10 protein-coding genes and 1 pseudogene are annotated in these 12,732 nt (G+C 37.0%); 3 read left to right on the forward strand and 8 right to left on the reverse strand.

Annotated elements, in window-relative coordinates:
- The first annotated feature begins 9 nt into the window (after window positions 1–9).
- Both folP and cdaA read left to right on the forward strand, forming a co-directional pair.
- Window positions 10–894, forward strand: a complete 885-nt coding sequence (gene folP / locus MMU07_RS17865; RefSeq protein ID WP_241127933.1) for a dihydropteroate synthase — start codon at window positions 10–12, stop codon at window positions 892–894.
- Window positions 891–1,760, forward strand: a complete 870-nt coding sequence (gene cdaA / locus MMU07_RS17870) for a diadenylate cyclase CdaA (protein ID WP_241127934.1) — start codon at window positions 891–893, stop codon at window positions 1,758–1,760. Before folP ends, cdaA begins: the two co-directional genes overlap by 4 nt.
- A gap of 58 nt (window positions 1,761–1,818) precedes the next feature.
- On the opposite strand, the gene MMU07_RS17875 is transcribed toward cdaA, so the two are convergent.
- Entirely contained in the window at window positions 1,819–2,010 is a 192-nt protein-coding gene (locus tag MMU07_RS17875; RefSeq protein WP_113926186.1) for a cold-shock protein, read from the reverse strand.
- Between the two features lie 89 nt (window positions 2,011–2,099).
- On the opposite strand from MMU07_RS17875, the gene MMU07_RS17880 reads away from it, so the two are divergent.
- Window positions 2,100–2,588 carry a SixA phosphatase family protein gene (locus MMU07_RS17880; protein WP_241127936.1) on the forward strand — a complete coding sequence of 163 codons (489 nt, stop codon included), beginning with the start codon at window positions 2,100–2,102 and terminating at the stop codon, window positions 2,586–2,588.
- A 32-nt stretch (window positions 2,589–2,620) separates the two neighbouring features.
- Here the strand turns inward: MMU07_RS17880 and MMU07_RS17885 are convergent, their stop codons facing one another.
- From MMU07_RS17885 to MMU07_RS17915, 7 genes and pseudogenes are all read right to left on the reverse strand, one after another.
- Complete coding sequence (locus MMU07_RS17885) at window positions 2,621–3,358, reverse strand: SDR family NAD(P)-dependent oxidoreductase (RefSeq protein WP_241127938.1); 738 nt, start codon at window positions 3,356–3,358, stop codon at window positions 2,621–2,623.
- Window positions 3,359–3,466: 108 nt separating this feature from the next.
- Window positions 3,467–4,870 carry an ATP-dependent protease ATPase subunit HslU gene (gene hslU / locus MMU07_RS17890; protein ID WP_241127940.1) on the reverse strand — a complete coding sequence of 468 codons (1,404 nt, stop codon included), beginning with the start codon at window positions 4,868–4,870 and terminating at the stop codon, window positions 3,467–3,469.
- 191 nt (window positions 4,871–5,061) lie between these two features.
- Window positions 5,062–7,551: an endopeptidase La gene (gene lon, locus MMU07_RS17895; RefSeq protein ID WP_241127942.1), complete on the reverse strand. Its 2,490-nt coding sequence runs from the start codon at window positions 7,549–7,551 to the stop codon at window positions 5,062–5,064.
- A 125-nt stretch (window positions 7,552–7,676) separates the two neighbouring features.
- Window positions 7,677–9,716, reverse strand: coding sequence for a Kelch repeat-containing protein (locus tag MMU07_RS17900; RefSeq protein WP_241127944.1), 2,040 nt, complete (start codon window positions 9,714–9,716; stop codon window positions 7,677–7,679).
- A 12-nt stretch (window positions 9,717–9,728) separates the two neighbouring features.
- Window positions 9,729–10,949 carry a hypothetical protein gene (locus MMU07_RS17905; RefSeq protein ID WP_241127946.1) on the reverse strand — a complete coding sequence of 407 codons (1,221 nt, stop codon included), beginning with the start codon at window positions 10,947–10,949 and terminating at the stop codon, window positions 9,729–9,731.
- Between the two features lie 116 nt (window positions 10,950–11,065).
- Window positions 11,066–11,265, reverse strand: a pseudogene (locus tag MMU07_RS17910) (site-2 protease family protein); the annotation flags it as partial.
- A gap of 223 nt (window positions 11,266–11,488) precedes the next feature.
- Complete coding sequence (locus MMU07_RS17915) at window positions 11,489–12,715, reverse strand: hypothetical protein (RefSeq protein WP_241127948.1); 1,227 nt, start codon at window positions 12,713–12,715, stop codon at window positions 11,489–11,491.
- Window positions 12,716–12,732 lie beyond the last annotated feature (17 nt).

Genomic DNA, 12,732 nt, shown 5'->3' on the forward strand with positions numbered 1-12,732 from the left:
TCAATTTTAATGATTCCTGATCCACAATCAATTTCCGCCTCCGAATATATATCATTTCCCACAAAAATAACATTCTGTTCCAAAGGAAAGATATTGGTTTTGGATAGACCTTGGGTAATGGGAATATTAAATGTCACGCCGGATTCTTTTTTTGAAAAAAGCAGGGTTCAAAATTCCAACGAAGGTTTTTTGAAAGTTTCAGAAAGAATGATTTCAGATGGAGCAGATATTTTGGATATCGGAGGTTACTCAAGCAGGCCAATGGCTGAGGATATTTCAATCGAAGAAGAATTGAAGAGGACAATCTCAACTATTGAAAAAATCAAAAATAATTTCCCGGAAACATTGATATCCATAGATACCTTCAGGTCAAAAGTAGCAGTAGAATCAGTAAACGCCGGAGCTGATTTTGTCAACGATATCTCAGCGGGCGAACTCGATCCGGCTATGATACCGTGTGTAGGAAAGCTAAATGTTCCTTACATTGCTATGCATATGAAGGGAAACCCAAGAACAATGGTAGGGGAAACAGGATATAAAGATCTTTTATTGGAAATATCAAATTATTTTTCTCAAAAAATTAACACATGCAAGAAAGCTGGCATTAAAGATGTGTTGATCGATCCGGGATTTGGATTTGCTAAAACTTTGAAACAAAATTATTGGATTCTCAAAAATTTGGCTTATTTTAAAACAATTCAAGCTCCTATCATGGTAGGCATCTCAAGGAAATCAATGATTCAAAAAATACTAAATGTCCCTGCTGATGATACACTGAATGGTACAACTGCCTTAAACATGACTGCCCTTATAAACGGAGCGAACATTTTGAGAGTACATGACGTGAAAGAAGCCAAAGAAGCCATTAAACTTTATAAAGAAATTTACCCTTGACATTACTTTTCAAAATAGGTTTTTTAGAAATATCCGTTGTGAATATCATCGATATCACATTGGTGAGCATTCTTATTTATCAAGTTTATAAACTTTTAAGAGGCAGTGTAGCAATTAAAATATTCCTTGGCTTCTTATCGATTTACTTGATATATCTTATGGTAAGTGCCTTGAGGATGGAGCTTTTATCCATTATTTTAGGGCAATTTATGGGAGTAGGTGTAATCGCCGCAATAATAATATTTGCTCCTGAGATTCGTAAATTCCTCTTAATCATTGGTAGATCTTCTTTCCTTTCAAATGAGAATTTTTTTCAGGAATTGCTGTTTTGGAAGAAGAGAGAAAGCCATGCCTTTAATATTAATCCAATAATTGAAGCATCAAAAAGTCTCTCTGGTACAAATACCGGCGCCTTGATGGTTTTATCAAGCAATACCGAATTAAAATTTTATGCTGAAAGTGGGGATATTTTGGATGCCCAGATTTCAAAAAGACTGCTTATTTCTATTTTTAATAAGTATAGCCCCTTGCATGATGGAGCTGTCATCATCTATAATGGAAAAGTAAAAGCCGCAAGGTGTATTCTTCCTGTGACAGAGAGGGAGGTACCGGCACAATTTGGCCTTAGACATCGTGCAGGTATAGGAATGTCAGAAGCAACAGATACTTTGGTTTTAATAATTTCAGAAGAAACCGGCCAGGTCTCATTAGCAAAAAATGGTAAAATCCTTCACAACTTATCATTTCAGGAGTTACGCGAATTGATCAATGATTACCTCTCAGGGGTCGATATTGATGAAAAATTCGAATCAATTTCAGTCTTTGAAAGAACAAAGCTTAAAAAAGTCACTCCAACAAGTGCATAAAAAAAAGTCCAAAAATTAAATTTTAGACCTTTTTTAATTCTTCAAAGCAAATCTACTACTATAATTTTTTTACGTTAATAGCATTAAGGCCTTTTTTGCCGTCCTTAACATCATAGGTCACTTTGTCATTTTGGGCTACTTTGTCCACAAGTCCTGTGGCATGGACAAAAACATCATTTTGAGACTCGTCATCAACGATAAAACCGAATCCTTTTGCATCGTTGTAGAATTTTACTGTTCCGGTAAGCATGATAAATTTTAAAATTTTGTGGTTAAATGTCCTTTAAATGTAAATATACTAGTTGACAAAACAAAAATTTATTTTGCTAAATTGCCCCTATGAAAAAGCTTGTTATTATCAGGCATGCCAAATCTTCTTGGGATGATCCCTTCCTAAATGACCATGAAAGACCACTTGCTGATAGAGGTCTTAGAGATGCTCCAAAAATGGCAAAAAGGTTAAAAAAGGAAAAAATCTATCCCGACGCCATCATTTCTTCGGATGCAGAAAGAGCAAAAACGACTACCTTAATAACAGCAGAATCCTTGGATTTCCCAACCAAAAAGATCGATTTCAGGAAAGATTTATACCATGGATCTGTAAATCAAATCATGTCAGAAATAAAAAAAACCGGTGATAACGTCAAAACTTTATTCTTGGTTGGGCACAATCCAGGATTGAATGACCTGATTTGGAAATTAGGTGGTGAAATAGACAACCTTCCTACTGCAGGACAATTTGGGTTAAAATTCGATATCAAATCATGGGATGAAATAAGTGCAAAAAATGCAAAATTCTGGTTTTTTGATTACCCAAAAAAGGACTAAAAAAATAGATCCCAAATTACTATTAATAAAACCTAAAAATCTCTAACATCCAGAATCACCCCATCAAATTTTTCTGCATTGTCAATTAGGTATACAATTTTTTCAGCTGCAGATTCAGGACTACTCAAATTTCTGTTCTCTTTGAGTGCCAAGAATTTTGGTAAGGAGGAAAAAGCATCCGAGGAGGCATTTCTGATTTCTAACTGCATATCCGTATCCACCACACCTGGTGCGACTGCAAAAAATCTGATTCCATTTCGATCGAGGTCAGCCTCATTTTGTGCCGTTTGAGTAAGAATATTCAAAGCTGATTTGGAAGCCGAATACCCTGACCAGCCATCTATGACTTTGGAGGCTGCTCCGGAGCTTATATTCACCACAATTTTTTTCGCTTCCTTTGCTAATGTGTATTTTTTTACGAAAGCATTCATTAAAATAGCAGGTGCAATTGTATTGACTTTAAAAATCTGATGGATGCTTTGATGGGGTAACTTACCCAAATGGTTAATTTCACCGATCAATCCGGCATTGTTTATCAACACGATTCGTTCAAATTTTCCGTCAGGGAAAATATAATCAAGCCTGTTTTCCAAGTGTGACAATTCATTAAGGTCGCAGATTACATGGCGGTAATTGGGATGGGATATATAGGATGGATTCCTAGCTATACCTATAACTCTGGCAGAGTTCCTTTGGAGTATCTGCCTTACCAAAGCCTCACCAATACCCTTACTAGTACCTGTGATAATAAAAAGCGATCCAATTGACATGGTTCAAATATTAAATATTTTGAAACAACCCAATAAACAAAACTCCGGACCACTTGGTATTGCCACAATGTAGTCCGAGGTTTTAAATCTGAAGTTAAAATGTCTCTCTCAAAGAATATACTGCGAAAGATCTCTGTTTTTCACCAACGAGGTCAATCTTTCTTGTACCATTTCTTGGGTAATCATGATTTTTGAATTCGCCTCTATGGTATCAGGGACTTCAAAAAGGAAATCGTTGAGCAAGTGACTCATGACTGTATGTAACCTTCTTGCGCCGATGTTTTCCACTTCCTCATTGATCTGAAAAGCCAACTTGGCGATCTCTCGAATGGCATCATCATTGAAGTCAAGATAGACCTCTTCTGACTCAAACAACGCCTGGTATTGTTTGGTCAGGGCATTCTTAGGCTCTTTCAATATCCTATAGAAATCATCCTCTGTAAGGCTATTCAATTCCACTCTAATCGGAAACCTTCCTTGAAGTTCGGGGATCAAATCTGATGGTTTTGCTACATGGAATGCTCCCGCGGCAATAAACAAGACATGGTCCGTATTGATGATACCATATTTGGTATTGACAGCACTTCCTTCCACTATGGGAAGCAAATCACGCTGCACACCTTCCCTACTTACGTCAGGTCCAGATCCGCCTTTACCGCTTTTTGAGGCTATTTTGTCTATTTCATCAATGAAGATAATGCCATTGTTTTCAGCCAACCGAAGAGCTTCCTCTTTTACCTCGTCAAAATCCACCAACTTTGAGGTTTCCTCTTCCATCAGTATCTTTCGTGCTTCGGCAATGGTAACCTTTCTTTTTTTGGTTTTTTTCGGCATCATTCCGCTGATCATATCCTGAATCCCCGCCATACTCGCATCATCCATCATACCGTTACCGATCATCCCGATACCTACAGGAGGGCTTTGCTTGACATTGATCTCCACCTTGCGTTCTTCCAACTCCCCATTTTTCAGTTTCTCTCTGAATCTGTCGCGGGTTCTTTCATTCAATTCATCGTCAGGAGCATGTTCGGGGTTAAAATCTATCGAACCAGAAACTGCCGGCCGGATAAAACCAGCTGTTTTGACCGGTGGTATCAAGATATCCAAAATAGCCTCCTCCACTGCATCTGCGGCCTTACCTTTGACTTCTTCATTCTTTTTTTCCCTAACCAAATGCACAGATTGCTCTACAAGGTCACGGACCATACTTTCCACATCTCTTCCCACATATCCCACCTCGGTAAACTTGGAAGCTTCCACTTTGGTAAAAGGAGCATTGGCAATTTTCGCCAACCTTCTTGCAATTTCTGTCTTTCCAACCCCCGTAGAACCAATAAGGAGTATATTGTTTGGCACAATATCTTTTTGGATATCCCCTTTAACATTCATTCTTCTGATCCTATTGCGAAGGGCTATTGCTACATTTCTTTTGGCATCATGTTGCCCAATGATATATTTATCAAGTTCTGCAACAATCTGTTTAGGGGTCAAATCACTAAAATCGTTTCTCATATTATTGGCTTTAAAACGTCCTTCATTTATTTAATGAGGTGCATTTCCTGAAAACATTTGATCTACCGGATACACCGAAATACATTTTGATGTAGGAAGAACGTATGATTTTTGGCTGATTAGTACGAGTCAAATCCGCCAAAAATGGTAATTAGGATAAATCTACTCCATTGCTTCAGATTACAATCCCATCAGGCTATATGCCTGTTATTTTCGGATTCTTTAGGAAAGGAAAAGACCATAGGATCATCAACTTTGTATTTCATCAGGGCTATTCCCAGTACTTCTTCGACCTTGTCTACAAAATGGAACTCTACTCCTTTGATATATTCATTATCGATTTCCTCGATGTCTCTTTTATTATTTTTACAAAGAATTATTTCTTTGATTCCTGCTCTTTTTGCTGCAAGAATTTTTTCTTTAATTCCACCCACAGGCATAACTTTGCCACGTAGAGTTATCTCACCTGTCATGGCCACCTTAGATTTTACTTTCCTTTGGGTAAAAATGGATGCCATAGCTGTCAGCATTGTGATCCCTGCAGAAGGCCCGTCCTTAGGCACCGCACCGGCAGGGACGTGAATGTGAAGGTCATAATAATCAAACAGGCGGTCATCAATTCCCAATTTATCCGCTTTTGATTTAAGATAGGAAAGTGCTGTCATAGCAGATTCTTTCATTACTTCACCCAATTGACCTGATAAGGTCAGCTTACCTTTTCCTTTGCTCAATGAAGTTTCAACGAAGAGTATTTCACCACCTACAGATGTCCAGGCTAAACCAGTAACGACACCTGCAGTACTATTGTCCTGATACATTTCCTTATCAAAAACCTCTCCTCCCAATATCTTCCTCACCATACCAGTAGTGATTTTTTTATCATATTCTTCCTCCATGGCGATGGATTTTGCAAGGTTTCTGACCACTTTCCCAATCGCCCTCTCTAGATTCCTTACACCGGATTCTCTGGTGTAGTCTTCTATAATTTTACCAATTGCAGCCCTGTCAAAAGAGATATCCTTCGCCTTTAGACCATGTTCTTGACGCTGTTTTGGAATAAGATGCTTTTTGGCTATCTCAATTTTCTCTTCGAGGGTATACCCCGTCACTTCAATGATCTCCATTCTGTCCCTAAGTGCAGGCTGAATGGTGTCCAATGAGTTGGCTGTGGCAATAAACAAAACCTTGGAAAGGTCGTACTCCACTTCCAAATAATTGTCAACAAAAGTACTGTTTTGTTCAGGGTCTAAAACTTCCAAAAAAGCGGAAGAAGGATCACCTCTAAAGTCCGAACTCAATTTGTCAATCTCATCCAATACATATACAGGATTGGAATATTTGACTTTCTTCATGTTCTGAATAATCTTGCCGGGCATAGCGCCAACGTAGGTTTTTCTATGGCCCCGAATTTCAGCTTCATCGTGAAGTCCACCTAGCGACATTCTGATATATTTCCTTCCAAGTGCCGTTGCAATGGATTTACCCAAAGAGGTTTTACCTACTCCCGGAGGTCCATAAAGACACAATATAGGTCCTTTGAGGTCTTTCTTGAGTTTTAATACTGCTAGGTATTCTATGATCCTATCCTTGACTTTTTCAATTCCGTGATGGTCTTTGTCCAAAATAGCCTTGGCTCTTTTGAGGTCAAAGTTATCTTCTGTCGTTTCATTCCAAGGGAGCTCAACCAAAGTCTCTGCATAATTCAATGCGATGGGATATTCTGCAGCAGAAGGGTTGATTCTAAGTATCTTATCAAGTTCTTTTTCAAAATGCCTAGCAACTTCCTTTGGCCATTTTTTCAAAAGCCCTTTTGTACGGAGCTCTTCGACTTCTTTTTCCGGACCTTCTTCCCCAAGCTCTGTTTGAAGAACTTTCATCTGCTGTCGGAGAAAATAATCCCTCTGCTGCTGGTCTATGTCTGTATGGACTTTCTTTTGGATCTCACTTTTGAGTTCGAGCATCTGAATGTCCTTCATCATAAATTCCAACAAAAGCGTTGCCCTTTCTACACCGTCATTGATTTCCAATAGTTTTTGCTTGGCTTCCACCGGAGCATTGATGTTGGAAGAAAGAAAATGGGTAAGAAAAGCGGTATTGTCTATGTTGTCTAGTGCCACTTGTGCTTCTCTAGGAATCTCAGGATTGAGATGCAAAATCTTGGCTGCAGAATCTTTCAAAGATTCCTCCAAGGCCTTGATTTTTTTACTGTTTTTGGGAAAATTTTCTTCCAGGTATTCTACTTTGGCCATAAAATATGGATCCTCGGTAATGGTTTCAGTGATTTGAAACCTTTTTTTACCCTGAATGATGATAGTAGTATTGCCATCAGGAAGAATGATCATTTTGATGATCTTGGCCAAAGTACCGACATGATATATATCGTCCCAAGAAGGATCGTCGTTTTGGGCATTGATCTGAGCACAGACTCCGATGAGTTTATCTCCTTTCTGGGCTTTTTTGACAAGTTTGATAGAACGCTGCCTTCCGACGGTAATTGGAATGACAACTCCCGGAAACAACACTGTATTACGAACTGAAAGAATCGGGATATCAGTGGAAAAATTCTCCGGCTGCTGTAGACTTTCGTCTTCGTCGTCAGCGATCAGCTGTATCAAGTCGCCTTCGCCGGCATAGTCACCTGTTATCATCGATTGATATAATTGGTTTTCAAAATTGTTCATAAAGGACAATATGACAGACAAGCTGTCAAGTAAATATTAAAATAAAGAAGAACCTTCAAATTAAGAGGGTTCTTATATTAAAATCAATGAATATGCCAAGGATATTTTAAGTACAAATTGGCAGGTTAATCAAGGAGAGAAGGATTGAATTCCACTATTCTTCCATCCCAAATATAGAAAGCAACGTTTCCATTTGGGAAAGTAAAACCATTAACACTATAAATCAAAGGGTTCGAATACAAAGGTAAGAGTCTTTCAAAATCATAACTAGTTAAATTTAGCCTATGAAAAGTTTGATCCATTACTAAATACAACATATCATTGAAGACAATCGGCTCTTTATAAGTCAAAGTTCCCTTAAGAGAAATCTGACCCTCAGGAATCCATTCCAAAGTTGTTTTATCGAGCCTTTTTAAAATTTTGTCTGTAAGGTAATCCCTCGGCTGAATAGCAAAAATCTCCCCACCTTTCTGAAAAACATAGTCACGGGGATTTCTTCCAAAAAACCCGGGAAACGACTTATCATCAATTTTTTCCCATGTATTATTTTCAATACTGTAACTATATCTCGCTTGGGTATTCCCTTGATCTTCTAGTGAAATCCGATAATAATTCCCTTCGAAAATAATATTTTTATTCAAAGGAAAAATTGAAATCGGATTACCCAAATACTCGGGTAAATCAGCCAGCTTGACTACTTGATTTGAAAAAGGATCAAAACTGTAAAATGACCTTACATCATTTCCCATTTCATCCTCACCCGAACCAAAATAAATTTTCCCGTGAAATGATTTTAAAAAAGAATAGAAATTATAATCTGAAGGTAATGTCGTGATTTCTTGAAATTGAAAATCATTATTGAAATCAATAAAACAAATTTTATTGTTTGCCATAAAATAACCTTTGTTGTCTATTGTAACCCCATCCAAACTATTAGGATTAAATTCATTATTTATATATCCTTTCAATAAAAATGGGCTTTGAATCTTGAAATCCATTGAATTGGTTGTGTTAATACCAAAATTTTGGACAAATAATTTGCCTATCCTATCAGGATATATTTTGTTATGGTCAAAAATTATTTCCATTGAATTTTCCTCAATTGAGACAGTCTGAAATGGATATTCATTTCCAAATTCATCGAAAAGCTTGTTGAATCCCTCTAAATCAGGCCCGAAATTATTTCCCCGAAAAATTACCGGTTGTCCAAAATCTATTACCACCGACTGATTTGGATCTAATTGGGTTGGGTTCAATAAAAATAACTGCCCAAGTGCAAATTCCTTTCCTCTGATTTCAACTGTTACATTTGGGTTTTGGATGGCACTTGATAAACTGTAAACAGGGATTTCTATAATATTATCCTCTATCGTAGTCGGCGAAACAGGTATGCCACTGAGCTTCACTATCAGGTCTGAACTGAAAAAATATTTGCCTGTGATTTGGTATAGGTCGCGAAAATTAACATTTCTAATATTTTTGACATCAAAGATTGGATCCTTAAAAACAAAAACCCTTTTAAACTCTCTTTGGATCTCAGTATCTGAAATGAATATTGACAATTCTGTGGTTTTAGTATTGATTAATGCTACTAATTCACTTGGTATTATAAACTTCAGATGTGTTTCACTACCGGAAATTATCTCAGCTTCATACACAGCTATTTTTACATTTTTTGCAGAAATACCAGAACTGAAATTATTCCCAATCACCTCCACAGTGTCCCCAAAATAAACCTCATTGTTAAAATTAATTTTTTCAACAAAAAATCCTCCTGAACCGGTGCTGACAAAAGAAACCGGTTGTGAATAAACAATATTTTTATTTGTTTTTATGTAGGCAGCTACCCAATAATTTACATCTTTCTTAAGTATGGTGGTGATAACCATTTGAAAAAATAATTCAGGTTTTCCCAACATCTTTGTAACACTCAACGGTTGGATTTTGGGTTCTGGAAATGCTGATACTGCAAAGCCATATTCAATAATCTCATCTGACCCATAATCAAAAACATTTGCCGCTACAGAAATACCTTGGGTATTGGTTTCTTGAATTTCAGCCACACTAAACCTCGGATTCGTTGCGGGTTTGACATCCTCTTCTTTTTGACAGGAATAGAAAAATGAAACTGTCAAAACCAATATTGATAAAACTCTTGCTTTCATAATCTCCTCAAATTAAAAACGTAAACCAATAAGGAATGAACTGACCAATCTATCGTAAATAACCACATTGAAAGGGAGACTTACACTCATCATTTCAGGATTTTGACTGATCTGAAATTCCGCCACCAATCCAATCCTATTGCTCAGATTGATGATACTCCCAATTTTGCCGATCGGGCTGACAAACCTCCTCTTGAATTCCGTCAACGGCTCCTCATAGAGTGTTGTGATCCCGTTGGAATTCAATGTCTGATCGATAATTGAAAATTCACTTTCGATAGTACTATAATTCGAGGCGACACCAAATCCAACATAGGAATCTATATTCCCCAACCTGATCCAAGTAAAATTGATAGTAGCAGGAACGGTAATCGTCCTTGCGGAATATGTTTCTGTGGCGGTCATGTATTGCTCTGTGGAAACATATTCCGAAATCACCGTATTGTCCTGATTCATGAAAACAATAGAGACATCCATTGACAATCTTGGCCATTTCCTGAACTGATGGGTTTTGACACCTATCTGGAAAATAGGGAATAAACTAGTTTCAAAAGCGTCCTTTCTGTTGCCCGTTATGATAGCTGGGGATAGGGCTATAGAAGATATCCCTGCTGAAAGCACAGGAGAAATCTTAACAAAAGGCTCCTTTTTAAAATGAATTTCATATTCAAGATTTTCGCATAGGTGGTATTTTGACAATATTGAGATGAAATTAAATTCCTCATAATTTGAATTGAAAATATCCTGATATAACTCATCGGTACAATCTCCAGCCACCAACATATTCAGGGTAGCAATGTAGGGTCTTTTGAATTCGCTGAATTGCCTCCCATTTATTTCCTCCTTCTCGTAGCGTGCCACAAGCTCCACAATTTCAGAACCCGTGTCGATATAAAAAATATTTCTGCTTCGGAGCAAGGTGAGTTTTCCTGTAATCAAAACCTGAACAAATTCAACTTCATTTCTCCCAGGTAATTTTTTGGCCATATAAAACCACCCATTATCAAAACCAAATCCTGCTATATCAGTCGGCGACAGCGTTTTTGACTTTTCACCAGGTTTTGAAAAACGGATATTATCATAAGATTCATGGTCAAATTTCTTTTCAAATTTCCCACTCACTTTGGATCCTTCGATGGTGATAATATAATCCCCAGATTGGGCATTGGAGTATTGTACAAATGAAAAAAGACATAATGCCAAAAATAAAATTAAGGAGAGGCTTTTTCTCATAAAAGGGCAATTAGACAATTAACCTAACAATGATACCCAAAAAAATAATATTAATAAATAAGGGGAAAAAATAAATTTTCATCCCCTTTGAAACTTTGATTTTTAGCCAAATTAAGGCCCTGTAAATACTTCAGGACGCTATTCCCTATCGCAGAGACCATCAGTGCAAGAAGTAACACCATCCCCACTTTATGGACATTATTCAAAAACTTATCAGAAGGTGCCTGACCTGAACCATTTCACAAATTAGAAACATTACATGGCCACCATCGAGTAGGGAAATGAGCGAGAGGTTCATAGAAATTAGGATCTTTGATTGATATAATTGATTTTCAAAATTCTTCATATAGAACTGTATGACATAAAAGCTCTCAAGAAATTAACAAAATAAAGAAGAACCTTCATTTTAAGAAGGTTCTTCTTTCAAAATCAATGAAAATGCCAAGGGTATTTTCTGTACAAAATTGGCAGAAATTGGTAGGATATGAGTAAATAAATAAGTCGGATTTTTGCAGATTACTTCACAAACATAAGCACTGCTAAAATTTAACTGCAATATTTAGAGAGTAACCATACAAAGAATATTTGTAGTGACCTGAAGCTTGGACAGAAGGTGCACTTGCAAAAATCTCTCCATATCGGGACATTCTATGGACTTGCCCTTCTAAAACCAATGCCATTTTTGAAGTTATACTTCTGGTCACACCTAATCTAACAAGCAATCCAATGTTATTGCCAACATCTAGGTATTGGGGATCAAATGATTCAATAAGTGATCCATTACTTCTTCTTGCATCAGCTACGATTTCATTGGTGGTTTTATTCAGTATTCTGTAATTCATTCCTATCCCGGAATGAACTTTAAAGCGATTGTTCCCCATCAAATAATAATTGAACAACAAAGGAATGCCAATACTGTTAAGTTCATAGTCCTCAAAGAGAATAAAACGACCTCCCATTACAGGAAAATCAATATTCATAGTGGCTTGGAATTTTTGAATAACAAGACCTGAGGTTATAAAAACCCTCGGTGCATCCCTGATCAAATGAAAATCCAATAAGGCATTGACCCCTATAGAACTATTAACTTCCCCCGTTGAGGAATAAGTGCCGTTTACGTCTTGAAACATTCGGTAATATCCTACTCCTACATTAGGACTGATTTTAAGAAAAGGATAGTCTGCCCCAAACTCTTCATATTCATAACCATTCAATTCGTGATATTCCCTAAATAACTCTTTAATCGCATTTTTTTTGGGTGGAACATTCCTTATTTTTTCAACAAATTCGTATTCCATACCTGTTCCAAGCCCATAGGCCAAAAGACCTATATATCCAAATGATTCAGTCTTAACCTGCCTCATATTTACTTCTTTATTTTGCTTGAATTCAAGTCTTTTCAGCCCCTCTTCAAGTTCTATAAACAGCTGGTCATTATACTTTAAAAAACTCTTTTCCCCAACAATAATCTCTTCAAAAAAAAACATTTCACCAGTATTGGGGTGATTTGCGGATCTATATCTTGCACCATTGGCAAGCCCAAATCCCTTGATATCTTCAGGCTTGAATATGGTATCTAAAATTCCTTCTGCTGAAAATTCCAAAACCTTATATCTTCGGGGGTCTAAAGGCTTTTGTACCTCCCCGGAGATAATCTCACCAGATAAATCAACAACATAATCCTTTTTGTCATTTTGAGCAAAACAAAGAGTGCTGATGAAATTCAAAGAAGCCATCAGGAGGAAAAGGCTGATTATTTTTTTCATAATTTTTTTTAAATCTT

The sequence above is a fragment of the Cognataquiflexum nitidum genome (assembly GCF_022538055.1).
GTDB lineage: Bacteria > Bacteroidota > Bacteroidia > Cytophagales > Cyclobacteriaceae > Cognataquiflexum > Cognataquiflexum nitidum.

Bases quoted from the DNA above. Each gene is read 5' to 3' on its own strand.
- folP (WP_241127933.1), top strand. From the start codon at position 10: ATGATTCCTGATCCACAATCAATTTCCGCCTCCGAATATATATCATTT.
- MMU07_RS17875 (WP_113926186.1), bottom strand. From the start codon at position 2,010: ATGCTTACCGGAACAGTAAAATTCTACAACGATGCAAAAGGATTCGGT.
- MMU07_RS17880 (WP_241127936.1), top strand. From the start codon at position 2,100: ATGAAAAAGCTTGTTATTATCAGGCATGCCAAATCTTCTTGGGATGAT.
- MMU07_RS17885 (WP_241127938.1), bottom strand. From the start codon at position 3,358: ATGTCAATTGGATCGCTTTTTATTATCACAGGTACTAGTAAGGGTATT.
- hslU (WP_241127940.1), bottom strand. From the start codon at position 4,870: ATGAGAAACGATTTTAGTGATTTGACCCCTAAACAGATTGTTGCAGAA.
- lon (WP_241127942.1), bottom strand. From the start codon at position 7,551: ATGAACAATTTTGAAAACCAATTATATCAATCGATGATAACAGGTGAC.
- MMU07_RS17900 (WP_241127944.1), bottom strand. From the start codon at position 9,716: ATGAAAGCAAGAGTTTTATCAATATTGGTTTTGACAGTTTCATTTTTC.
- MMU07_RS17905 (WP_241127946.1), bottom strand. From the start codon at position 10,949: ATGAGAAAAAGCCTCTCCTTAATTTTATTTTTGGCATTATGTCTTTTT.
- MMU07_RS17915 (WP_241127948.1), bottom strand. From the start codon at position 12,715: ATGAAAAAAATAATCAGCCTTTTCCTCCTGATGGCTTCTTTGAATTTC.